Annotated in this window: 21 protein-coding genes and 2 riboswitches; of the genes, 18 read left to right on the forward strand and 3 right to left on the reverse strand. The window is 72.7% G+C overall.

Features of this window, described 5'->3' with window-relative positions; genetic code table 11:
• Nucleotides 1-20 precede the first annotated feature (20 nt).
• The 9 genes from CCE02nite_RS14065 to CCE02nite_RS14105 all read left to right on the forward strand — a co-directional run bounded on the left by CCE02nite_RS14065 (nucleotide 21) and on the right by CCE02nite_RS14105 (nucleotide 10,927).
• The gene (locus CCE02nite_RS14065) at nucleotides 21-1,280 is read left to right on the forward strand and encodes an LLM class flavin-dependent oxidoreductase (RefSeq protein ID WP_141390249.1); all 1,260 of its coding nucleotides are present in this window, start codon (nucleotides 21-23) and stop codon (nucleotides 1,278-1,280) included.
• 94 nt (nucleotides 1,281-1,374) lie between these two features.
• Nucleotides 1,375-1,752: a rhodanese-like domain-containing protein gene (locus CCE02nite_RS14070; protein ID WP_141390250.1), complete on the forward strand. Its 378-nt coding sequence runs from the start codon at nucleotides 1,375-1,377 to the stop codon at nucleotides 1,750-1,752.
• Between the two features lie 60 nt (nucleotides 1,753-1,812).
• Complete coding sequence (locus CCE02nite_RS14075; RefSeq protein ID WP_141390251.1) at nucleotides 1,813-2,928, forward strand: LLM class flavin-dependent oxidoreductase; 1,116 nt, start codon at nucleotides 1,813-1,815, stop codon at nucleotides 2,926-2,928.
• A gap of 202 nt (nucleotides 2,929-3,130) precedes the next feature.
• Nucleotides 3,131-4,228, forward strand: coding sequence for an LLM class flavin-dependent oxidoreductase (locus CCE02nite_RS14080; RefSeq protein WP_141390252.1), 1,098 nt, complete (start codon nucleotides 3,131-3,133; stop codon nucleotides 4,226-4,228).
• A 219-nt stretch (nucleotides 4,229-4,447) separates the two neighbouring features.
• On the forward strand, nucleotides 4,448-4,768 hold the full coding sequence (locus CCE02nite_RS14085) for a contact-dependent growth inhibition system immunity protein (protein WP_141390253.1): 321 nt from the start codon (nucleotides 4,448-4,450) through the stop codon (nucleotides 4,766-4,768).
• Between the two features lie 509 nt (nucleotides 4,769-5,277).
• A riboswitch (SAM riboswitch) is annotated at nucleotides 5,278-5,391 on the forward strand.
• A 104-nt stretch (nucleotides 5,392-5,495) separates the two neighbouring features.
• A complete protein-coding gene (locus tag CCE02nite_RS14090; protein WP_141390254.1) occupies nucleotides 5,496-7,124 on the forward strand; it encodes an ABC transporter substrate-binding protein in 1,629 nt (542 codons plus the stop codon).
• Between the two features lie 70 nt (nucleotides 7,125-7,194).
• Nucleotides 7,195-8,148: an ABC transporter permease gene (locus CCE02nite_RS14095; protein ID WP_141390255.1), complete on the forward strand. Its 954-nt coding sequence runs from the start codon at nucleotides 7,195-7,197 to the stop codon at nucleotides 8,146-8,148.
• Nucleotides 8,145-9,197, forward strand: coding sequence for an ABC transporter permease (locus tag CCE02nite_RS14100; protein ID WP_141390256.1), 1,053 nt, complete (start codon nucleotides 8,145-8,147; stop codon nucleotides 9,195-9,197). Before CCE02nite_RS14095 ends, CCE02nite_RS14100 begins: the two co-directional genes overlap by 4 nt.
• On the forward strand, nucleotides 9,194-10,927 hold the full coding sequence (locus CCE02nite_RS14105) for a dipeptide ABC transporter ATP-binding protein (protein WP_141390257.1): 1,734 nt from the start codon (nucleotides 9,194-9,196) through the stop codon (nucleotides 10,925-10,927). The genes CCE02nite_RS14100 and CCE02nite_RS14105 overlap by 4 nt, the downstream gene beginning before the upstream one ends.
• 75 nt (nucleotides 10,928-11,002) lie before the next feature.
• Here CCE02nite_RS14105 and CCE02nite_RS14110 read toward each other — a convergent pair whose 3' ends face one another.
• The gene (locus tag CCE02nite_RS14110) at nucleotides 11,003-11,488 is read right to left on the reverse strand and encodes a Dps family protein (protein WP_141390258.1); all 486 of its coding nucleotides are present in this window, start codon (nucleotides 11,486-11,488) and stop codon (nucleotides 11,003-11,005) included.
• A 263-nt stretch (nucleotides 11,489-11,751) separates the two neighbouring features.
• Here CCE02nite_RS14110 and CCE02nite_RS14115 point away from each other — a divergent pair, with 263 nt between their 5' ends.
• On the forward strand, nucleotides 11,752-12,777 hold the full coding sequence (locus CCE02nite_RS14115) for an aldo/keto reductase (protein ID WP_141390259.1): 1,026 nt from the start codon (nucleotides 11,752-11,754) through the stop codon (nucleotides 12,775-12,777).
• A 175-nt stretch (nucleotides 12,778-12,952) separates the two neighbouring features.
• A complete protein-coding gene (locus CCE02nite_RS14120) occupies nucleotides 12,953-13,354 on the forward strand; it encodes a hypothetical protein (RefSeq protein ID WP_255318871.1) in 402 nt (133 codons plus the stop codon).
• A 96-nt stretch (nucleotides 13,355-13,450) separates the two neighbouring features.
• Here CCE02nite_RS14120 and CCE02nite_RS14125 read toward each other — a convergent pair whose 3' ends face one another.
• Nucleotides 13,451-14,020, reverse strand: coding sequence for a flavin reductase family protein (locus tag CCE02nite_RS14125; RefSeq protein ID WP_141390260.1), 570 nt, complete (start codon nucleotides 14,018-14,020; stop codon nucleotides 13,451-13,453).
• Nucleotides 14,017-14,616, reverse strand: a complete 600-nt coding sequence (locus CCE02nite_RS14130; RefSeq protein ID WP_141390261.1) for an NADPH-dependent FMN reductase — start codon at nucleotides 14,614-14,616, stop codon at nucleotides 14,017-14,019. The genes CCE02nite_RS14125 and CCE02nite_RS14130 overlap by 4 nt, the downstream gene beginning before the upstream one ends.
• A gap of 56 nt (nucleotides 14,617-14,672) precedes the next feature.
• Nucleotides 14,673-14,770: riboswitch (SAM riboswitch) on the reverse strand.
• 192 nt (nucleotides 14,771-14,962) lie between these two features.
• Between CCE02nite_RS14130 and gdhA the strand changes: the two genes are divergently transcribed.
• From gdhA to CCE02nite_RS14165, 7 genes are all read left to right on the forward strand, one after another.
• On the forward strand, nucleotides 14,963-16,300 hold the full coding sequence (gdhA, locus tag CCE02nite_RS14135) for an NADP-specific glutamate dehydrogenase (RefSeq protein WP_141390262.1): 1,338 nt from the start codon (nucleotides 14,963-14,965) through the stop codon (nucleotides 16,298-16,300).
• Between the two features lie 82 nt (nucleotides 16,301-16,382).
• The gene (locus tag CCE02nite_RS14140; RefSeq protein WP_255318872.1) at nucleotides 16,383-17,177 is read left to right on the forward strand and encodes a copper homeostasis protein CutC; all 795 of its coding nucleotides are present in this window, start codon (nucleotides 16,383-16,385) and stop codon (nucleotides 17,175-17,177) included.
• Nucleotides 17,178-17,447: 270 nt separating this feature from the next.
• A complete protein-coding gene (locus tag CCE02nite_RS14145; protein ID WP_141390263.1) occupies nucleotides 17,448-19,127 on the forward strand; it encodes an ABC transporter substrate-binding protein in 1,680 nt (559 codons plus the stop codon).
• A 46-nt stretch (nucleotides 19,128-19,173) separates the two neighbouring features.
• Nucleotides 19,174-20,172, forward strand: a complete 999-nt coding sequence (locus CCE02nite_RS14150) for an ABC transporter permease (RefSeq protein WP_141390264.1) — start codon at nucleotides 19,174-19,176, stop codon at nucleotides 20,170-20,172.
• Complete coding sequence (locus CCE02nite_RS14155) at nucleotides 20,165-21,265, forward strand: ABC transporter permease (RefSeq protein WP_141390265.1); 1,101 nt, start codon at nucleotides 20,165-20,167, stop codon at nucleotides 21,263-21,265. The genes CCE02nite_RS14150 and CCE02nite_RS14155 overlap by 8 nt, the downstream gene beginning before the upstream one ends.
• Nucleotides 21,262-22,191: an ABC transporter ATP-binding protein gene (locus tag CCE02nite_RS14160; protein WP_141390266.1), complete on the forward strand. Its 930-nt coding sequence runs from the start codon at nucleotides 21,262-21,264 to the stop codon at nucleotides 22,189-22,191. Before CCE02nite_RS14155 ends, CCE02nite_RS14160 begins: the two co-directional genes overlap by 4 nt.
• Nucleotides 22,188-23,072 carry an ABC transporter ATP-binding protein gene (locus CCE02nite_RS14165; protein ID WP_141390267.1) on the forward strand — a complete coding sequence of 295 codons (885 nt, stop codon included), beginning with the start codon at nucleotides 22,188-22,190 and terminating at the stop codon, nucleotides 23,070-23,072. The genes CCE02nite_RS14160 and CCE02nite_RS14165 overlap by 4 nt, the downstream gene beginning before the upstream one ends.
• The last annotated feature ends 70 nt before the right edge of the window (nucleotides 23,073-23,142 follow it).

The following is a 23,142-nucleotide window of genomic DNA, read 5'->3' on the forward strand; positions in this document are numbered from 1 at the left end:
CCGCACCACTGAAGGAAGCCATGTCGTCCCACCAGCACCCGCACCAGACCGCCACCCCCGGGCAGCGACCGGCGTCCGGCCGCGTCCCGCTGTCCGTCCTCGACCTCGCGATCGTCCCGGAGGGGGCGACGGGCCAGGACGCGGTGCGCCGCGCCGTCGGGCTCGCGCGCGACCTCGACCGGCTCGGCTACCACCGGGTCTGGTACGCCGAGCACCACCTGTCGCCCGGCGTCGGCTCCGCGTCGCCCGCCGTGCTCGCCGCCGCCGTCGCGGCCCGGACCGAGCGCATCCGCGTCGGCAGCGGTGCCGTGCTCCTCAGCACGACGAGCCCGCTCGTCGCGGCCGAGCAGTTCGGGACGATCGCCGCGCTGCACCCGGGTCGCGTCGACCTCGGTCTGGGGCGGGCGTTCTCGCCGCCGAAGGGCGGCCAGGGCAAGGACTCCGACGGTCCGGTGCGGGCCGCGCGCACGGGTGCGACCGGGCCGCGCGTCGTCGAGGGGCTGTACGTCCCCGGTGCGCCGCCGTCGAACCTCAACGACTCGGTGCTCCGCGAGCGGATCCTCGCGCAGAAGCGGATCGTCGGCGCCTCGCGCACGCCCGTCAGCTTCCGCGACGAGCTCGACCTCGTGCTCGGCCTGCGTGCCGGGACGTACCGCGACGAGCACGGGACGCCGTACGTGAGCCCACCTGTCGAGGGCGCCGACTGGGGCCTGTGGGTCCTCGCGTCGAGCCCGGGCGAGAGCGCGCGCGTCGCGGGCGAGCTCGGGCTGCCGATCGCCGCGAACTACCACGTGGCGCCGTCGGCGACGATCGACACGGTCGCCGCGTACCGCGAGGCGTTCCGCCCGGGCGTGCTCGACGAGCCGTACGTCGTCGTGTCCGCCGACGTGCTCGTCGCCGACACGATCGAGCGCGCCCGCGAGCTCGCGACGCCGTTCGCCGACTGGGTGCTCTCCATCCGTAGCGGCGCCGACGGCGCGATCGTCTACCCCGAGCCGGGCACGTCGCCCGCCTGGGAGGACCGCCCGGAGGCCGAGCGCGCGCTCGTCGCCGACCGCGTCGACACGCGCATCGTCGGCGACCCGGAGACGGTCGTGCGGCGGCTCGACACGTTGCGCCGCGCGACCGGCGCCGACGAGCTCCTGGTCACCACCGCGACCCACGACGCCGACGACGCCCGCCGCTCGTTCGAGCTGCTCGCGGATCACTGGTTCGCGAGCTCCGCCCCCGACGCGGCCGCGGGCGCCTCCGCCGCTCCCGCACTCGCCACCACCACCTGACGCGAGGTCGACCCGTGCGTCGTCAGGTCGACCTCCTGAGGGTCGATCTCGGACGTGCGGGTCGATCCCGCGACCTCACCCGAAGGAGAGACCCATGACCACGACCCCGCCCCTCCAGCCCGCCACCGAGGCCGGAGCCAAGGTCGCCGACGGCGCGCTGCTGATCGACGTGCGCTCCGCCGGCGGCCGCGCGTCGCACGGCGAGATCCCCGGCGCGACGCTTGCCGACCGCAACGACCTCGACGCGCTGTTCGGCCCCGCCGACGACCCGGCGATCTCGCTCGACACGCCCGTCGTCGTCGTGTGCGGGTCGCCGAACGGCTCGGGCCCCGTCGCCGCCGCGCTCGCCGAGCGCGGGTACACGAACGTGTCCCACGTCGACGGCGGCTTTCCGGCCTGGAAGGACGCCGGCCTCCCGGCGTCCGACCCGGTCGACGCCCCCGCGGAGCCGACGGCGCCCGCCCGGTCCTGAGCCGGCAACCGGCCCGCACGCACCTCGAACCACCCGCACCGACACCCACGGAGAACCCTCATGCCCGTCGAGTTCCTCGGCATCGCCACCACCAACGACGCGTCGGAGACCACCGAGCGCACCACCGCGTCGTTCGACACCGCCTACCTGGAGCGCATCGTCCGCGCGCACGAGGACAACGGCTGGACGCGCGTCCTCTTCGCCTACGGCTCCTCCGGTCCGGAGCCCGCCGCCCTGGCCGCCCACACCGCGGCGCGCCTGCAGTCGATCGAGCTGCTGCTCGCGCACCGGCCCAACGTGTCGTACCCGACGTACGCCGCCAAGACGTTCGCGACGCTCGACCTGCTCTCCGGCGGGCGGCTCTCCGTCCACTTCATCACCGGCGGCAACGACCACGAGCAGGGCCGCGAGGGCGACACACTGACCAAGGACGAGCGGTACGCGCGCACCCACGAGTACATCCAGATCGTCAAGCAGGCGTGGGCGAGCGCCGAGCCGTTCGACCACCACGGCCCGTTCTACGACTTCGACGACTTCGTGCTCGACGCGAAGCCGTTCGAGGGGCGCACCCCGACGATCTCGTTCGGCGGGTCGTCCGACGTCGCGTTCCGCGTCGGTGCCGCCGAGGCCGACATCTACGCCGTCTGGGGCGAGCCCCTCGATCGCACGGCCGAGCAGATCGCGCGCGTGCACGCCGAGGCCGCCGCCGCGGGCCGAGCGACGCCGCCGCGCATCCACGCCGCGTTCCGGCCGATCGTCGCGCCGACCGAGGAGCTCGCGTGGGAGAAGGCCCACCGCATCCTCGACCGGATCGAGGCGCGCAAGGCCGCCGCCGGTGGGCAGCTCAGCCGTCGCCACCCGATCGACAAGCCGGAGAACGCCGGCTCGCAGCGCCTCCTCGAGATCGCCGCTCAGGGCGAGCGCTTCGACACCGCGCTGTGGACCGCGACCGCCAAGGCGACCGGTGGTGCCGGCAACTCCAACGCGCTCGTCGGCACGCCCGAGCAGGTCGCGGAGGCGCTCCTCGCGTACTACGACCTCGGCGTCCGCGTCATCTCGGCCCGCGGCTACGACCTGCTCGACGACGCGATCGACTTCGGTCGCTACGTCATCCCGATCGTCCGCGAAGAGGTCGCGAAGCGCGACGCCGCCGCCGCCGAGGCCGCCGCGGCCTGACGTCCGAGGTCCTGGATCGGGGCCGCAACACGCGCACCGGCCCGGGCCCCGTTGAGTGCATGAAATTCGTCGTCCGCAAGGCGTGAGGACGACATATTTCATGCACTCACGGGACCGGGGGAGCCGACCTCGTGAGCGGACCTCGACCTCGACCCGACCCCGAACGAGAGCAACAGCAACAGCAACAGCAAGGAGCAGGACCGTGCGGTTCCAGGTACTCGACATCGTGTTCAACCCGCCCCATCCGGTGACCGGGGAGGCGGTCGCGCCGTCCGACCGGTTGAACCGGGTCGTGGAGACGGCGGTGCTGGCGGAGGAGCTCGGGTTCGACTCGTTCGCGGTGGGGGAGCGGCACGCGGGGGAGGTGCTGTCGTCGGCGCCGACGGTGATCCTGGGGGCGGTCGCGGCGCGGACGTCGCGGATCCTCCTGAGCACCGGCGTGACGGTGCTGTCGCTGCTCGACCCGATCCGCGTCGCCGAGGACCTCGCGACGGTGGACCAGCTCAGCCGGGGGCGGCTGGAGATCGTCATCGGCAAGGGCAACGAGGTGCTGCAGTACCCGCTGCTGGGGCTGGACATCGACAAGCAGTACGAGTACCTCCAGGAGAACTACGAGCTCCTGCGGCTGCTGCTGTCCGAGGAGGACGTGAGCTGGACCGGGCGGCACCGGCACGCGCTGGAGCACGCGACGACGCTGCCGCGTCCGTTCGCGGGTCCGTTCCGCATCTGGCACGGGTCGGCGACGTCGCAGTTCGCGGTGGATCTCGCGGCGCGGTACGGGGACCCGATCGTGAGCGCCAACGCGCTCCAGCCGCGCGAGAACTACCAGGTGCTCATCGACCGCTACCGCGAGCGGTACGCGGAACACGGGCACGACCCGGCGTACGGGTTCGTCGGGTCGGGCTCGGGCGGGCTGTTCCTCGCCGACACGACGGAGGAGGCGATCGAGCAGTACCGCCCGATCTACGAGGGCCAGGTCGCGGCCGCGGCACGCCGCGGCTACGGGCCCGACGCCGTCGGGAAGGCGCCGAGCTTCCGGACGGTGGAGGACGCCGTCGAGCGCGGCCCGGCGCTCGTGGGGTCACCCGAGCGCGTGGCGGAGAAGATCCTCGACTACCACGCCTCCTACGGGCACGACCTCCAGTCGGTGTCCGTCAACCACCTCATCCCCGCGACGCAGCAGGAGGACGTGCTGCGCTGGTTCGCGGAGGAGGTGGTCCCGGTGGTGCAGGCCGAGGTGAAGACCGACCTGTGGAGCCCGGCCGACGCCCGCCGCGCGGCGGGGTTCACGGCGGCCTGACGAGGCATCCTCGACGCCATGGTCGGCTCGCTCTTCCTCGAGCTGAGCGGCATGAATGATGGAGGAAACTGCGCCGCGGGCTCGGCTGCAGGCTAAGAGCACCCCTGCTGAAGAGGTCTACGGTGTAACGTCGCGTCTCCGGCGCGGCTCCAGTCTCGACGCCGGCTCTCGTATTCACGCCGCCTTCCCTGACGCGACGACCCATTCGTGAGGTGCGCCATGACGAACCACTACTCGCTCGACGCGTTCTTCGGCTCGTTCTTCCACCAGGACTGGGAAGAGGACTACGGGAGCGCCGCAGGTGCTCTGGCGCGCTTCCTCGATCTGGCCGGCCCCAGCAGGTACGACGGACTCGTCGATGAAATCGATAGCACCCTGGACAACTACCGTTCCGACGAGCAGGTCGCCGAATGGATCAACGGCCGACTTCACGCCGAGATCTATCCTGAGGCTGTGGGAATGCCGCTGCGCGACTGGCTCCTTGTGGCCAGGGGAGAAGTGATGGCGAGAATCACCGCATCAGATCTTGACGGTCCCTAAGGAGTTTCGCTCTCTCGGTTTCTCGCGTGCGGGCTATGGTCGGCGGGTTTGATCGCCACGGCTCCGGTGGCGCGTATTGCTCGGCTGTGTCGGCGCGCGTCCGGGTGTCGACAACGTCGCTGTCGATCCCCTTAGCGCGTGCTTCGCTGTCGGTGGCGTCGCGGCGGTCAGTGCTGTCGCAGGTCGGGCACCGGCCCGAGCGCGCCCGGTCCACGAGCCCGTCGAGCCGGGCTGCCTCGGCGGCCACACGCTCACGCTCGCCGGGTTCGGTTCGTGCTCTGCGGTGCTGCGCGGTTTCCGCGGACGTCCGGTCTCAGGAGACGTCCCACCGCGCCGCCCCCGAGGGCTGGCGCCAGTGCGGCACCCCACGGCCTGAGTCGCCCGTCCCAGTGCGGCGACACGTGAGGCAGCCGCAACTCACGTCGTCTCGGCGGAAACATCCGTCCGCCTGACGGGACGTCCGTCTCGAAACTTGACTCAACCGGTCGGGATTGTCTTTCCTGCTCCCAGGTGACGAGCGTCAGCACCCAGGCCCGGCTCGCTGACCAGCAACCCTTCGACGTGACGGGGTGCTCCGGGAACGACCTGACCGCGCAGCTCCCGCTGCGCGGTAAGCACGGCACCCCGGTGGGTTCCCCCGCCGCGACGGCCCTCGGCCCGGCGCGGACGACCACCGGCGCCGGACGACCACCGGTCCTCAGCCGGTACACGAGGAGAGCAGCACGACATGAACCCCACACCTCACCGACGCCGGTCCCTGACCGTTGCCGCGGCGGCCGCCGCGACGGGCCTCCTGCTCAGCGCGTGCGCGGGCGGCGGCTCCGGCGCGTCCGACGGCGACGGGTCGCCCAGCCCGACGGGCGAGCCCGTGGCGGGCGGCGACCTGACCTTCGCGATCACGGTCGACTCGCACTGCATCGACCCGCAGCAGGTCGGCAACAACGACGCCATCGCGGCGGCGCGCCAGACCGTCGCGTCGCTCACGGCGCAGGACCCGGAGACGGGCGAGATCGTGCCGTGGCTCGCGGAGAGCTGGGAGGTGAACGACGACGCGTCGAGCTACACGTTCCACCTGCGCGACGACGCGACGTACGCCGACGGCACGCCGATCGACGCCGAGTCGGTGAAGACGAACTTCGACGCGATCGTCGCCCTCGGCGCGACGGCGTCGCTCGGGTCGCAGTACCTCGTCGGCTACGAAGGCACGACGGTCACCGATCCGCAGACCCTCACGGTCGACTTCGCGGAGCCGAGCGCACAGTTCCTCCAGGCGACGTCGACCTTCTCCCTCGGCCTGCTCGCGCCGTCGTCGGCCGACCTGAGCGTCGAGGACCGCTGCGCCGGCAAGTTCGTCGGCTCCGGCCCCTTCTCCGTGAAGTCCTACACGCAGGACCAGGAGATCGTGCTCGAGAAGGTCGCGGGCTACGCGTGGGGGTCGGAGGCGAACGACCACCAGGGCGAGGCCTACCTCGACACCGTGACGTTCAAGGTCATCCCCGAGGCGAGCGTGCGCAGCGGCAGCCTGGTCTCGGGCCAGATCGACGCCTCGGCCGCGATCTCGACCGTCGACCTCCCGCAGTTCGACGGCAACGGGTTCTGGCTCGAGTACCGCGCCAACCCGGGCGTCGTGTTCAACCTGTTCCCCAACGAGTCGAGCCCGCTCGCGGGCGACGAAGCCGTGCGGACCGCGATCCTCAAGGGCATCGACCGCGAGCAGATCGCGGACACCGTGCTCAGCGCGCAGGACGAGCCGGCCACGAGCGTCCTGTCCCACTCGACGCCGCTCTACGAGAGCGTCGCGGACGAGCTCGCCTACGACCCCGAGGGCGCGAAGAAGATCCTCGACGACGCAGGTTGGGTCGAAGGCGCCGACGGCGTGCGCGAGAAGGACGGCCAGAAGCTCTCGACGACCGTGACGTTCTGGCAGGTGCCGGAGCCCCTCGAGCTGGTCCAGCAGCAGCTCGCGCAGATCGGCGTGGACCTCCAGCTCCAGCACGTGACCGTCGCCGAGTCGCAGGCCATCAAGGAGAGCGGCGACTTCGACTTCGACTACTACAACCTCACGCGCTCCGACCCGGACGTGCTGCGCACGATCTTCTCGGCGAACGCGCGCAACATCAACCAGCGCGACGCGGAGGAGGTCGACGAGCTGCTCGACGCGTCGGCCGCGGCGACCGACCCGGCCGAGCGGCAGGAGCTCGTCACGGAGGCCTCGCGCCTCCTGGTGCGGAAGGGCCACGCGATCCCGGTCTACGAGCTCTCGACGACCATCGCGGCCGCCGACACGGTCCACGGCCTGACGTTCGAGGCGTCCTCGCGTCTCGACTTCTACGACGCCTGGGTCACCCAGGGCTGACCCGCCGGGCCCGCCTGCCCGACGCCGCGGCGTCGGGCAGGCGGGCATCCCCCACGGAAGGAGGCCGACCATGGGCCGGTACGTCATGCGTCGCGCCGGGCAGGGGCTGTTCGTGCTCTGGGCGGCGTTCACGATCTCGTTCTTCGTCCTCTACCTGCTGCCCAGCGACCCGGCCGCGCTCATGGCGAGCGGCGGCGGCGAGGCGGACCAGGTGGACCCTGCGCTGCTCGACGCGCTGCGCGCGCAGCACGGCCTCGACCGGCCCGTGCCCGTGCAGTACGCCGACGCGCTGTGGCACGCGCTGCGCCTCGACTTCGGCACGTCGTACTCGTCGGGCGCGCCCGCGACCCAGCTCGTGCTCCAGGCGCTCCCCGCGACGCTCCAGCTCACCCTCGCGGCGCTCGTCCTCGCGGTCGTGGCGGGCGCCGGCATCGCGATCGCGAGCACGTTCCCGCGTGCGGCCTGGCTGCGCCACGCGCTCGCGTCGCTCCCGCCGCTCGGCGTCGCCCTGCCGCCGTTCTGGCTGGGCCTGCTGCTCCTGCAGTGGTTCTCCTTCCAGCTACCGGTCTTCCCTGCGATGGGCAACGAGGGCGCGCTCAGCCTCGTGCTGCCGGCGGTCACGCTCGCCGTCCCGGCGAGCGCCGCGCTCGCCCAGGTTCTCGCGCGGAGCCTGCGCGGGACGCTCGGCGAGCCGTACGTCGAGACGGCGCGCGCCAAGGGCGCGAGCCGGGCGCGCGTGCACTTCGGCCACGCGCTGCGCAACGCCGCGATCCCGGCGCTCACCGTCCTGGGGGTCCTCGTCGGTGGGCTGCTCGGCGGCACGGTCGTCACGGAGACGGTTTTCTCGCGTGCGGGCCTCGGCCGGCTCACGGTCACGTCCGTGGACGCGCAGGACATCCCCGTGGTGCAGGCGGTCGTCGTCCTCTCCGCGCTCGTGTTCGTGGTCGTCACGCTCGTGGTCGACCTGCTCTACCCCCTGCTCGACCCTCGGATCGACGCACGACAGAAGGCGGTGGCCGCATGAGCACCAGGCCGGGAGTGCGCATCGTGCTCCGGGACGAGGCCCGGGTCGCGGACGCGGACCGTGCCGCGGCGGCGGACGCCCCGCCGTCGGGCGCGCTCGCCCCCGACGCCCCGCCCACCGACGCGCCCGAGGTGCGCACGCCCGAGGAGATCGAGGTCGCGGACCGCGAGGACGCGCGCGCGATCATCCGGGACGGGCGCGTCCGGACGCGAGGCCCCGCAGGCCGGTGGCGACGCGGGGCGCGGTACGCCGTGCGCCGTCCCGGGCTGGTCGTCGCCGTGCTCGTCGTCCTGCTCGTCACGGCGTGGGCTGTCGTCCCGCAGCTCTTCACGTCGTACGACCCGCTCACGGGCGTGCCCGCCGACCGGCTCCGACCGCCGTCGGGCGCGCACCTGTTCGGCACCGACCACCTGGGTCGCGACGTGTACGCGCGCGTCGTCCACGGCGCGTCCGCGTCGCTCAGCGCGACCGTCATCGCGGTGGCGGTCGGGCTCGTCGCCGGGTCGCTGCTCGGCCTGCTCGCGGGGTTCGTGCGCGGGTGGGTGGACGACGTCGTCGGCCGGTTCGTCGACGTCCTGCTCGCGATCCCCAGCATCCTGCTCTCGCTCGCGATCATCACGGCGCTCGGGTTCGGGACGATGAAGGTCGCGATCGCCGTGGGCATCACGAGCGTCGCGACGTTCGCGCGCGTCATGCGGGCCGAGGTCCTGCGGACCTCGACGTCGGTGTACGTCGAGGCGGCCCGCGCGTCGGGCGTGCGCTGGTACGGCGTGCTCGGGCGCCACGTGCTGCCCAACTCGACGGGACCGGTGCTCGCGCTCGTCGCGCTCGAGCTCGGCACGGCCGTGCTCGCCATCTCGGCCCTGAGCTTCCTCGGCTACGGGACGCCGCCGCCCGCGCCGGAGTGGGGCTCGCTCGTCTCGGGCGGGCGCGACTACCTGGCCACCGCGTGGTGGCTCACGACCATGCCGGGCCTCGTGATCGTCGCCGTCGTGCTGTCGGCGAACCGCGTCGCGCGGGCCCTGGAGCGGACCGGAGGGGACGCATGACCGCCACGACGCCGACCACCCAGGAACGTCCCGGCCCGACGTCGGGCCAGGCGCCCGCGCTCGAGATCCGCGGTCTGGAGGTCGCCTACCGCACGCGCGACGGCGGCTCGTACGCCGCCGTCCGCGGCGTCGACCTCACGGTCGGGGCGGGCGAGGTCGTCGCGCTCGTGGGCGAGTCCGGGTCGGGCAAGAGCACGACGGCGCACGCGGCCCTGCACCTGCTGTCGCGCGGGGGAGCGGTGACGGGCGGGACCATCCGGCTCGGCGGACGCGACGTCGGCGACCTCTCCGAGAAGGAGTGGCAGCAGGTGCGCGGCCGCGACGTCGGCCTCGTGCCGCAGGACCCGACGGTCTCGCTCAACCCGGTGACCCGCGTGGGCGACCAGGTCGCGGAGGTGCTCGTCATCCACGGGCTCGCGCGGCGCAAGGAGGCGCGCGAGCGCGCGGTCGAGCTGCTGCGGCAGGCCGGGATCGACGACCCGGAGGCGCGTGCGCGGCAGTACCCGTCGCAGCTCTCCGGAGGCATGCGCCAGCGCGTGCTCATCGCGATCGCGGTCGCCGCGCGCCCGAGGCTCGTCGTCGCCGACGAGCCGACGAGCGCGCTCGACGTGACCGTGCAGCGCCGCATCCTCGACCACCTCGACGGCCTCGTGCGCGACCTCGGCACCGCGGTCCTGCTCATCACGCACGACCTCGGCGTCGCGGCGGACCGGGCCGACCGCATCGTCGTCCTGGAGCACGGGGTCGTCGTCGAGGAGGGCACCGCCGAGCAGGTGCTGCACGACCCGCGCCACCCGTACACCCGGCAGCTCATCGCCGCGGCGCCGAGCCTCGCGAGCTCGCGCCTCGTCGCGGGCGGCACCCCGGAGACGGCGCCGGGCGACGGCGTCGTCCCGGGCGCCGCGGGCGAGCCCGTCCTCGCGGTGCGGGACCTGCGCAAGGAGTTCACGCTGCCGCGCGGGGCGGCGCACCGGACGCTCGTCGCCGTGGACGGCGTGAGCCTCGCGGTCGGGCGCGGCGAGACGTACGCGCTCGTGGGGGAGTCCGGGTCGGGCAAGAGCACGACGGCGCGGCTCGCCCTCCGGCTCGAGCGGCCCACCGCGGGCACGGTGGAGTTCGCCGGAGAGGACATCACGACGGCGCGCGGCGAGCGGCTGCGGTCGCTGCGCCGCGGCTTCCAGGTGGTCTACCAGTCCCCGTACGCGTCGCTCGACCCACGGTTCACCGTCGAGCAGATCGTCACCGAGCCGCTGCGGGCGTACCGCGTCGGGTCGCCCTCCGAGCGGGCGGACCGGGCGCGCGCGCTCGTCGAGGACGTCGCCCTCCCGCCCGACGTGCTCCGGCGGGGACCGCGCGAGCTCTCGGGCGGTCAGCGCCAGCGCGTCGCCATCGCGCGGGCGCTCGCCCTGAACCCCGCGCTCGTCGTGCTCGACGAGCCCGTCTCGGCGCTCGACGTGTCCGTGCAGGCACAGATCCTCGAGCTGCTCGTGCGGCTCCAGGCCGAGCACGGGCTCGCGTACCTGTTCATCTCGCACGACCTCGCGGTCGTGCGCCAGGTGTCCGACCACGTCGGCGTCATGCACCGCGGGCGCGTCGTCGAGCAGGGGGCGACCGAGCGGATCCTGCTCGACCCGCAGGAGGACTACACGCGCGAGCTCGTCGCGGCCATCCCCGGCCGCCGCGCGCGAGCCCGGCCCGGGCAGGGAGCTGCTCGGCCCGCCACGAGATAGAACCGCAGGTCGCGAGGTAGGACACCAGGTGCTCTGTCTCGCGACCTGCGGTTCTCTCTCGTCAAGCCGGTCAGGTCAGGCCTCGCGGTTCTCCGAGGAGAGGAACCAGGCCTGCTTCTCCAGGTCGGCGATGATCTCGTGCAGGATGTCGGCGCTCGTCGGGTCCTCGGCGTCGACGTCGTCGTGCACCTCGCGCACGACCTCGACCGTCTGGGCGAGGCGCTCGACGATCGCGTCGACCGTGTCGCCGACCGACACGAGGCCCGCCGGGTACGGCGAGAGGTCGGTCGTCGTCGCGACGGTCTCGGTGCGGCCGTCGGGCACGACCTGGAGCGCGCGCATGCGCTCGGCGACGGTGTCGCTGTGCTCGCGCGCGGCGTCCACGACGTCGTCGAGCTGGAGGTGCAGGTCGCGGAACCCGCGGCCGGTGACGTTCCAGTGGGCCTGCTTGCCCTGGACGTGCAGGTCGACGAGCGCGACGAGCACGCGCTGGAGGTGGGCGCGGAGCGTCTCCGACGCCTCGAAGCGGGCGGTGGCGCGGTGGATGGTGGGTGCGGACATGGTGCTCCTCGCTCTCTCGGGGGTCTCCCGGAACGTGCGGCGGTCACCCGGCTTCCGTCGGTGCCGTCCTCGTGTCTCGTTCTCTTGAACGATTCCAGACTAGGCAGGATTCCCCGGCCCCGCCAGCAAGGACAGGCGTGCCTGACCTGCGGCGACACGTGCCGGCAGTCCCCGTCGAGAGGGGGCGCGTCACGTTCTCTCGCCAGATGAGAGGACCCGTCGCGCCCCTTGCCGGACGGCGCCCGGAGTGGTCCGCTGGCGTCATGACCGACGACCTCGCCCCTGCTGCCACGCACCTCCTTCCCCAGCGCACGCTCGGTGCTGGGGACGCCGCCCTCACCGTCGCTCCCGTCGGGTTCGGCGGCATGTCCGTGACGGACGCGTACGGCCCTGCTGACGCGACGGAGGCGGAGGCCGTGCTGCGCCGCGCGCTCGAGCTGGGCGTGACGCTGGTCGACACGGCCGACGTCTACGGGCACGGCCGCAACGAGGAGCTCATCGGCCGGGTGCTCGGCGTCCACCGCGACCAGATCGTGCTCGCGTCCAAGTTCGGGCTCCCGCCCGCGGGCGGGCACCCGGACGGGCGCCGGGTCGACGGCCGCCCCGAGTACGTGCGTGCGGCGGTCGACGCGAGCCTGCGACGCCTGGGCACGGACCACCTCGACCTGTACTACCTGCACCGGGTGGACCCGCAGGTCCCGATCGAGGACACGGTCGGGGCGCTCGCCGAGCTGGTGGACGCCGGGAAGGTCCGCGGCATCGGCCTCTCGGAGCCCTCCGCGGCGACGGTGCGTCGCGCCCACGCGGTGCACCCGGTGACGGCGGTGCAGAGCGAGTACTCGTTGTGGACGCGGGACCCGGAGGACGAGGTGCTGCCGACGCTGCGTGAGCTCGGCATCGGGTTCGTGCCCTTCTCGCCCCTCGGCCGCGGCATCCTCACCGGCACCGTCGACGCGACCGCCGGCTTCGCGGCCGACGACGTCCGCCGGTCCCACGCCCGGTACGCCGGCGAGGCGTTCGAGCACAACCGCGACCTGGTCCGCTCGCTCGAGCAGCTCGCCGCGGAGCGCGGGGTCACGACGGCGCAGCTCGCCCTCGCCTGGCTGCTCGCCCAGGGTGACGACATCGTCCCGATCCCCGGGACCAAGCGCCTCGGCTACCTCGAGCAGAACGTCGCGGCCGCCTCGATCGACCTCACCGCGGAGGACGTCGCGGCGATCGGCGCGACCATCCCGCGTGGGGCCGTGCAGGGTGTGCGACACCCGCAGGCGGACCTCCTCGCGGGATGACCGGGTCAGCCCTGCAGCGCCGCGGTCCCGGGGAGCGGCACGTCGTCGGCGCTCCGCGTACGCCCGACCCGCGTCGGCAGGACAGGGGCGAGGGCGAGCGACCCATCGCTCGGGACGGAACACGGGCCTAGACTGGAGAGGTCCTGTGGGTCTCCCCGCGCAGAGGTCGGCTCCGATGTCGTGGCTGCTCATGATCTGGTGCGCGACGGCGTGCACGGCCGCCGCCGCGTGGTGGGTGCTGCGCGCCGGCCGGCCCCCGAGCCACCGGACGACCAGCCGGCCGCACCTGCTGCGCCGCCGCCCGACGCCCCCCGACCCGCTCGCGACGCTCGCGCTCCAGGTGCGGTTGAGCGAGCTCGCCGCGGAGATGCGGCGTATCGAGGCGGACCCGGACGTCTATGCCCGCGCCCACCACTACCTCGCGGTCCAGGGCGCGTACGACGCGCTGCTCCGGGAGGCGTGCCGGCTCACCGGCCTCACGGTCGAGGACGCGCCGTTGCGGGCCGGGTTCCGCACGGGCGACGACGAGCGGTTCCGCGAGGAGCTCGAGCTGAGCGCGCGCGGCTGGAGCTGGTGACCGGTCCGCCCGTGAGGGGCGGCGCGGGACGGGCGAGGGGCCCGACGGCGGTGCGTCCGCCGTCGGGCCCCTCGCCCGTGGTCCCGTCGCGTGCGCTCAGAGCGCCGAGTGGTCCCCGATCCGGTGGTAGGTGCGGTCGTGGTAGACGAGAGGCGACGGTGTGCCGGCCGCCTCGGGTCGCGGGCCGGCGCCCCTGCCGACGCTCGACGAGAGCGCCCGCAGCGAGACGAGGTAGGAGTCGCCGACGGGCGTGCGCTGCACGACACGGCCGCGGACCCAGGAGAGCGCGCCGTCGACCACGGGCTCGCCGGTGTCGAGACGGGACCAGCCGCCGTCCGCGAACCGGTCGATGCCGCTCGTGGCGAAGCGGGCCGAGACGTCGTCCTGGTGGTCGGCGAGGAAGCTCACCGTGAGCGTCCGCGCGGCGGAGACCGCGGGCCACGACGACGACGTCGACGCGAGCGAGAACGCGAGCAGCGGGGGCGCGGCCGAGACGGAGATGACCGACGTCGCGGTGAACCCGACGAGGCGGTCGTCGTGCTCGAGCGCGATCACGGCGACCCCGGCGGGGTGGCCGCGGAACACGGACTTGTACTCGTCGGGGGAGAGCTGCGGCTCGTCCTGCTCCGCCAGGAGGGCCTCCAGGTGGGTGAGCTCGGCGGTCATCGGGCCACCCCCGCGAACGCGTCGGCGACGGCCTGGTCGGCGGGCGGCAGGTCGCCGCCGTCCACCCCGGAGAGCGGCGTCGCGGCGCGGCGCAGCGCGTCGCCCTCGCGGGCGAGCCACGCGTCCACGACCGGGCCCAGGTCGGCGAGCTGCGGTTCGGTGAGCGTGAGGGAGCGGGTCGGGACGACGGCGCCGAGCTCGACGAGCACGGGCCGCAGGTGCACCTCGCCGACGAGCGCGTGGGCGGGGTTGCCCGACACGACGAGCGGCACGACGACGACGCCCGCGAGCCCGTCCGGGCCGTACAGGTCGAGGAACGCCTTGAGGAGCCCGGTGTACGACGCCTTGTAGACCGGGGTCGCCACGACGGCGACGGTCGCCGCGGCGAGCCGGTCGCGCGCGGCGTCCGCGGCGGGGCGCTCGGGGCCGAGGATCTCGGTGGCGAACGCCGCGAGGTCGATCGTCGAGACGTCGGCCGTGCCGAGGAGGGCGGCGACGCGGTGCGCCACGGTCTCGGCGGCGCCGAGCGTCCGCGAGCCGGGGCGCGGGTTGCCGGAGACGGCGAGGACCGTCGGGGAGAGGGAGCGGTGGGTCATGTGCACCTCGCAGTAGTCGTCGATCACGCTTGCCGCGCGGCCGCCCCGCGGGCGCGGGACCGGTCGTGCGCGGCCTGGTCATCTCCCGGAGCACCCCGCCGTGACAGGGGGTTGCCGACCAGCGAGCCGGGGCTTGGCGCTGGTGCTCGTGACCTGGGGACGGGTATAGCAGCGGCTCCGCGAAAACTGCACCAGATCGATCGGGTTTCTCAGTGGGTGGACGGTTGTGTCGTCCGTGGGTGCCCTGCGCGACGTCTCCGGGTGCGCAGGGAGTGAGACGGCGGTACGGGAACTTCTGGCACAGGCGTACCGTCAGCAGGAGTTTCCGCCCAGACGAGGAGTACCCATGGACAGCCGACTGCAGTCCGTCTACGACGAGGTCCTGCGTCGCAACCCCGGCGAGGCCGAGTTCCACCAGGCCGTGCGCGAGGTCTTCGACTCGCTCGGTCCCGTGCTGCGCAAGCACCCGCGCTACGTCGAGGCCGCCGTCCTCGAGCGCGTGTGCGAGCCCGAGCGCCAGATCATCTTCCGGGTCCCGTGGGTGGACGACACCGGCCGCGTGCAGATCAACCGCGGCTTCCGGGTCGAGTTCAACTCGGCGCTCGGCCCGTACAAGGGCGGCCTGCGGTTCCACCCGTCGGTCTACCTCGGGATCGTCAAGTTCCTCGGCTTCGAGCAGATCTTCAAGAACTCGCTCACGGGCATGCCGATCGGCGGCGGCAAGGGCGGGTCCGACTTCGACCCGCGCGGCCGCTCCGACGGCGAGGTCATGCGGTTCTGCCAGTCGTTCATGACCGAGCTGTACCGGCACATCGGTGAGAACACCGACGTCCCGGCCGGTGACATCGGCGTGGGCGGCCGCGAGATCGGCTACCTGTTCGGCCAGTACAAGCGGATCACCAACCGCTACGAGTCCGGCGTCCTCACGGGCAAGGGGATCTCGTGGGGCGGCTCGCTCGTGCGGACCGAGGCGACGGGCTACGGCACCGTGCTCTTCGCGCAGAGCATGCTCGAGACGCGCGGGCAGGAGCTCGACGGCCGGCGCGTCGTGGTCTCGGGCTCCGGCAACGTCGCGATCTACGCGACCGCCAAGGCCCAGCAGCTCGGTGCGAACGTCGTCGCCTTCTCCGACTCCTCCGGCTACGTCGTCGACGAGGCGGGGGTCGACCTCGAGCTGCTGCGCCAGATCAAGGAGGTCGAGCGCGGCCGCGTCGCCGACTACGCGGCCCGCCGCCCGGGCGCGCGCGTCGTCACCGACGGCTCCATCTGGGACGTGCCGTGCGACGTCGCGCTGCCGTGCGCGACGCAGAACGAGCTCGACGAGAGCGCGGCCAAGCAGCTCGTGGCGAACGGCGTCGTCGCGGTCGCCGAGGGGGCCAACATGCCGACGACGCCCTCCGCCGTCGCGCTCCTCCAGGACGCGGGCGTGCTGTTCGCACCCGGCAAGGCCGCGAACGCCGGCGGCGTCGCGACCTCCGCGCTCGAGATGCAGCAGAACGCGTCGCGCGACTCGTGGTCGTTCGAGTACACGGAGGAGCGGCTCGCGCAGATCATGGCGGGCATCCACGACCGGTGCGTCGAGACGGCCGACGAGTACGGCACTCCCGGGAACTACGTGCTCGGTGCCAACATCGCGGGCTTCACCAAGGTCGCCGACGCGATCCTCGCGCTCGGCGTCATCTGACCGTCGTCTACCCTGGCCGACGGCCGCCGTCGCGCACGCCGCGCGACGTGACGGCCGTCGGACCGGACGACGGGAGAGCGCAGTGACGACCACCGACCCCGAGGGCCCTGCCGTGCGCGCGGGCCGCGACGTCGTGCTCGAGCTCGCGGTGCAGGACCCCGACGGCGTCCGGGTGGCCGCCTCCGTGGGCGCCCGGCGGGTCGAGCTGTGCGTCGGCCTGGGCGCGACGGGCGGGCTCACGCCGAGCGCCGGCCTCGTGGAGGCGGCCGTCGTGGCGGCCGCCGACACCGCGGGCCGTGCGCCTGTCGAGGTGCACGTCCTCGTGCGGCCGCGCCCGGGAGGGTTCGTCCTCTCGGCAGTCGACCTCGACGTGCAGGTTCGCGACGTCCGGGCAGCGGTCGCGGCGGGTGCGGCAGGCGTCGTGGTCGGCGCGCTGACCCCGGACGGCGTCGTGGACGTCGCCGCCGTGCGCGCCCTCGTCGCGGCGGCCGACGGCCGCGAGGTGACGTTCCACCGCGCGGTCGACGTCGTGGCGGACCCGCTCGCGGCCCTCGACGCGCTCGCCGGCGCGGGCGTGGTGCGCGTGCTCACGTCGGGTGGCGCGGCGCGCAGCATCGACGGCGTCGAGCGCCTGCGCGCCATGTCGGCGCACGCCCGCGGACCCCTGACCGGCCGCGTCCAGGTCATGGCCGGTGGGGGAGTGCAGCCCCGGGACGTCGGCGCGCTCGTGGCCGCAGGCGTGGACGCCGTGCACCTCTCCGCGAAGCGCGTCGTCGCGGACGACGCCGGTCCCGGAGGTGGTGGAGACGCCGGCTACGAGGTCACGGACCCCGAGGTCGCCGCGGCGGCGAGCGCGGCGCTCCGCGCCGCGCGGTAGCCACACCCCTCCGCTCCCGGAGCGCCCGCCAGCGCCCCGCGACGCGCCCACGTCGCCGCGACCCGGCGTCGTCCTGGCCCGGCCGGTCCCCGACACGGGGGCCGGCCGTCGCTCTTCTCACGAGGCCCCAGAGCCGCGATGTCTCAGTTAGGTAACTTTCCTGTCGTATTCATCGGCGAGGCCGGATCGATTAGTTAGTGTTCCTGCCACACGCCCCAGGGCGCACGACGAACGACGCGAGGACGCGTCGTCCATGCGAAAGGACCGATGATGATTCGAAGCACGGCGCGCAAGCGTCTGCTCACGGCGGTTGCGCTCGTGACCGGCGTGACCCTCATGGCGGCGGGCTGCTCCGGCTCCGGGAACGGCGACGGCGAGGAGACCGCGGACGGTGGGCGCACGCTCAACGTCTGGGCCGGGACGCAGACCCCGATCGTCGCGAACTTCAACCCGTACTCGCCGAACCCGCTGCACGCGGCGAACGGCGCGATCTACGAGCCGCTCTTCTACTACAACAAGGCCCAGGCCAGCGACCCCGAGCCCCGCCTCGGTGAGTCGTTCGAGTGGTCCGAGGACGGCACCGAGCTCACGGTGAAGCTCCGCGAGGGCGTCACGTGGACCGACGGCGAGGCCTTCGACGCCGACGACGTCGTCTTCTCGCACACCAACGAGGCCGCCCAGCGCGACTTCGTCGTCTCGGTCGAGGCCGTCGACCCGTACACCGTGAGGTGGACGTTCGACTCCCCGCAGTTCACGTCCGAGGTCCAGCTCCTCGGCACGTCGCTCGTCGTGCCGGAGCACATCTGGTCCGAGGTCGACGACCTCGTGACGTTCGCGAACGAGGACCCGGTCGGCACCGGTCCGTTCAAGGCAGACGCGGTCACCGAGGCGGCCTACACGGTCGTCGCGAACGAGGACTACTGGGACGGCGCGCCCCAGGTCAAGAAGGTCCGCTACCTCGGCATCGACGCGAACCAGAGCGCCGAGGACCTCATGACCACGGGCAAGGTCGACTGGACTGCCATGTTCGTGGCCGACCCCGACCGCATCACCGCGGACGGCCGCCTGAGCATGATCAACACGCCGCAGGACCCGACGACGATCTACACGTGCGTGTCGGTCGACCTCGGCTGCACCGGCCCGCAGACCGACGTCGCGGTGCGCCAGGCGATCAACCTCGCCATGGACCGCACCGAGATCAACGAGAAGGCGTTCGCCGGCCTCGCCGCGACCGCGTCCCCGACGTTCGCGCTGCTCGGCCGTGACGACCGCTGGATCTCGCCCGACGTCGAGGCGGAGAGCCCGCAGACCGCCGACGCCGCGGCCGCGTCGAAGGTCCTCGAGGACGCCGGCTACACCCGGGGTGCGGACGGCATCTACGAGAAGGACGGCCAGAAGGTCGAGCTGACCCTCATCACGGTCGACGGCTGGAACGACTACAACGCGGTCGGCGACCTGCTCGTCGAGCAGGCGAAGGCCGCCGGCATCGCGATCGTCCACAACAAGGTCACGCAGCAGGAGATGTCGGACGCGCGCGTCGCGGGCACCTACCAGCTCATGGTCGGCGGTATCACGGGCCCGTCCCTCGACGACCCGTTCAGCATCTACCGCCAGTGGATGACGACGGACTACACCCGACCCGTCGGTGAGGTCATGGAGTCCGGCCTCTTCAACTACGTGCGCTACACCAACCCGAAGGTCGACGCCGCGGTCGAGGCGGCCGCCTCGACGAACGACGAGGCCGCGAAGCAGGAGCAGTACGCGGTCATCCAGGAGGAGATCGTCCGCGACCTGCCCTACATCCCGGTGGTCGTGAACGCCTCGCAGACGTTCATGGACACGAAGGACTTCACGGGCTGGCCGACCGAGGACGACCTCTACGCCTTCCCGCCGTCCTGGAGCACGGTCTCGCTGGGCGTCGTGCTCTCGAAGCTCGAGCCGGCGAGCTGATGCGACCGCGCCGACGAGGAGGACCGAGGAACGAGGGACTCGCGACATGAGGTACTACGCACGACGGATCACGTTCTACGTGATCACCCTCTGGGCAGCGGTCTCGTTGAACTTCCTCATCCCGAAGCTCATGCCGGGTGACCCCAAGCAGATCTTCATCGACAAGTTCCTGCGCAAGGGCGGCGAGCTGACGCCCCAGATGCAGAACAGCATCGACCTCCTCTTCGGCGCGGACGGCGACGCCTCCCTGTGGGACCAGTACGTGGACTACTGGGGGCGCCTGTTCCAGGGAGATCTCGGGATCTCCATCACCTACTACCCCCAGCCCGTCACCGAGCTGATCGGCCAGGCCCTCCCCTGGACGGTCGGGCTCGTGGGACTCGCGACGATCATCTCGTTCGTCCTGGGCGTCGGGCTGGGGGCGTGGGCCGGCTGGAAGCGTGGCACGTGGGTGGACAGCATCATCCCCGCGTCGACGCTCCTCCAGGCGGTGCCCTACTTCTGGCTCGCCCTCATCCTCGTCTCCGTCTTCTCGGTCACGACCGGGTGGTTCCCGCGGATCGGCAGCTACGACATCTTCGGCTTCGACAACGGCCCCGAGTGGTCGTGGGCGTTCGTCGGCAGCGTGATCTACCACGGGTTCCTGCCCGCGCTGACGATCGTGCTCTCGTCGGTGGGCGGCTGGCTGCTCGGGATGCGCAACATGATGGTGTCCACGCTGTCCGAGGACTACGTCACGACGGCCGAGGCCAAGGGCCTGCGCCGGATGCGCGTCGCGATCACCTACGCGACGCGCAACGCCGCGCTCCCGTCGTTCGCCGGGTTCGGCGTCGCGCTGGGGTTCGTCGTGGCCGGGTCGGTCGTCATGGAGCAGGTCTTCAGCTACCCGGGTCTGGGCAAGCTCCTGTTCAACGCGGTACAGGCGAGCGACTTCGCGCTCATGCAGGGCACGTTCCTCGTGATCACGCTCGCCGTGCTCGCGGCGAACTTCCTCATGGACATCATCTACGGACTCATCGACCCGAGGGCGCGCGCCAATGTCTGACAACACCCGCGACACGGAGATCGTGACCCCCGCCGCCGACGCGGCCCCCGCCGCCACGGTCGTGGTCGACGGCCTCGCACCGGCGACGACCACCGAGGGGATCGTCCCCGACGTCCGGGACGTCCCCGCGGCGCTCGACCAGGACGCGCCCGCCGCGCCCGCCCGCCGTGGCCTGCGCGCGATGCTCCCGCGCCGGTCCGGCAAGCTCACCGCCGGGATCGTCCTCGTGGCCGGCATCCTGCTGTTCACGTTCGTCGCGCCGTTCTTCACCCAGGACCCGCGATCCACGGCGAACCCACGGTTCCTGCCGCCGAGCACCGAGCACCTGCTCGGCACCAACCACATCGGGAACGACATCTTCGCCCAGGTCGCGTACGGCGGGCAGGGCTCCCTGATGGTGGGTCTCGTCGCCGGCGCGATCGCGCTCGTGCTATCGATCGTGTTCGGCATCGTCGCGGGCTACCGGGGGCGGTTCACCGACGAGGCCCTCTCGCTCGTCACGAACATCATGCTCGTCATCCCGGGCCTGCCGCTGATCATCGTCATCTCGGCCTACCTCCAGACGCGGTCCCTCCTCGTCGTCGCGGTGATCCTGGGCCTCACGGCCTGGCCCGGTGCGGCGATCGTGCTCCGCATGCAGGCCAAGTCGCTGCGCGCGCGCGACTACGTGTCCGCGGCGCGCGTGGCGGGCGAGAAGACGCCGCGGATCATCCTCGTGGAGATCTTCCCCAACCTCCTGCCGCTCCTCACGGCGCAGTTCCTCGGCGCGGTGCTCCTCGCGATCCTCGCCGAGGCGGGGTTGTCGTTCCTCGGGCTCGGCCCGTCGGGCTCGATCACGTGGGGCACGATCCTCAACCAGGCGAGCGCCAACAACGCGCTGAGCCTCGGCATGTGGTGGTGGTTCGTCCCCCCGGGCCTGCTCATCGCGCTCTTCGGCTGCGGGCTCGCGCTCGTCAACTTCAGCCTGGACGAGATCATCAACCCCCGGCTGCGCCTGGGCCCGGCCGCGGTCAAGAGCGTGCGCAAGGCCCGCAAGGCCGGCCTCGCCGCGGACGCGGTCCCCGACGACGCGAAGGAGACGGTGGGCGCATGACCGCCACGACCACGGCCACCGGGCCGCTGACCAGCGAGGGCCACGCCGCCTACCTCGTCGGCAAGGAGCCGGTGCTCACCGCGCGGCACGTCTCGATCGACTACGAGGTCGAGCCGGTCGTCCACGCCGTCAAGGACGTGTCGCTCACCCTGCACCGCGGCGAGATCCTCGGTCTCGCGGGCGAGTCGGGCTGCGGCAAGACGACGCTCGCGTACGGGATCAACCGCCTCCTCAAGCCCCCGGCGCTCCTCACGTCCGGGACGGTGACGTTCCACGACCAGGACGGCGGCGACGTCGACGTCGTCGCGCTCTCCGGCGACGCGCTGCGCGCGTTCCGGTGGGACAAGGTCTCCATGGTGTTCCAGGGCGCGATGAACTCGCTCAACCCGGTCATCAGCGTGCGCGACCAGCTCGGGGACGTCCTCAAGACCCACCGGCCCGGGATGTCGCGCAAGGACCGGGCGACCCGGTCCGCGGAGCTCCTCGAGCTCGTCGGAGTCGACCCCTTGCGCCTCGACAGCTACGCGCACGAGCTGTCGGGCGGCATGCGCCAGCGCGTCATGATCGCGATGGCGCTCGCGCTCGACCCGCAGGTCATGATCATGGACGAGCCGACGACGGCCCTCGACGTCGTCGTCCAGCGGGGGATCCTGCGCGAGATCATGCGCCTGCGCGAGCAGCTCGGGTTCGCCGTCGTGTTCATCACGCACGACCTCCCGCTCCTGCTGGAGATCAGCGACCGCATCGCCGTGATGCTCCGTGGCGAGATCGTCGAGATCGACACGGCGGAGTCGATCTTCGAGGGCGCCCAGCACCCGTACACGCGCCGTCTGCTCGGCTCGTTCCCGAGCCTCACCGGCGACCGCGGCTCGTTCGTCCGCACGGGCGAGGGCACCGGCGAGAGCCAGGAAGGACCGCACGCATGAGCACCCTCGAGGTCCGCAGCCTGGTCAAGGACTTCTCGATCCGCAAGGGCCTGCGACGCACGCGCCTGCGCGCGGTGAACGACGTGTCGTTCACGCTCGAGCCCGGCAAGACGATCGCGGTCGTCGGCGAGTCCGGCTCGGGCAAGTCGACGGTGGCGCGCATGATCGCCCAGCTCGAGACGCCGACGTCGGGCGAGATCCTGCTGGACGGCAAGCCGTCCGCGACCCGTGGCCGCGGCCTGGACGCCTACCGGCACGACGTCCAGATGGTGTTCCAGGACCCCTTCGCGTCGCTCAACCCCTTCCACACGGTGGCCCACCACCTCGAGCGGCCGCTGCGCCTGCACAAGGTCGCGCGCGGACGGCAGGCGCTCGACGCGCGGGTCCACGAGCTCCTCGAGCGGGTGAACCTCACGCCGGCGCCCGTGTTCGCGGCCAAGCAGCCCCACGAGATGTCGGGCGGGCAGCGCCAGCGCGTCGCGATCGCCCGGGCGCTCGCGCCGGGCGCGCGCTTCCTCGTGGCCGACGAGCCGGTGTCGATGCTCGACGTGTCGATCCGGCTCGGGGTCCTCAACCTGCTGGCCCGCCTCCAGCGGGAGGAGAACCTCGGGGTCCTCTACATCACGCACGACCTCGCGACCGCGCGGCACTTCAGCGACGAGATCCTCGTGATGTTCCGCGGGAACGTCGTCGAGCGCGGCCCGTCGGACCAGGTGATCCTCGACCCGCAGCACGACTACACCCAGCTGCTCCTCGGTGCGGCGCCCGAGCCGCAGAACCACGGGAGGCTGCGCGAGGAGGTACGCCGCGAGCTTGCGGCGGCCGCGGCGGGGTCGGGCGACGGCGCCGACCGCGACCGGTTCGGCACACGCGGCATGTGAGACCGGCGCACCCGCCGCCCGCTCGATCCGGGCGGCGGGTGCGCCTCCCGTCGTACGCGTCGGTGGTGGC

Origin of the sequence: Cellulosimicrobium cellulans, assembly GCF_006539945.1 — a bacterium.
Taxonomy (GTDB): Bacteria; Actinomycetota; Actinomycetes; order Actinomycetales; family Cellulomonadaceae; genus Cellulosimicrobium; species Cellulosimicrobium cellulans.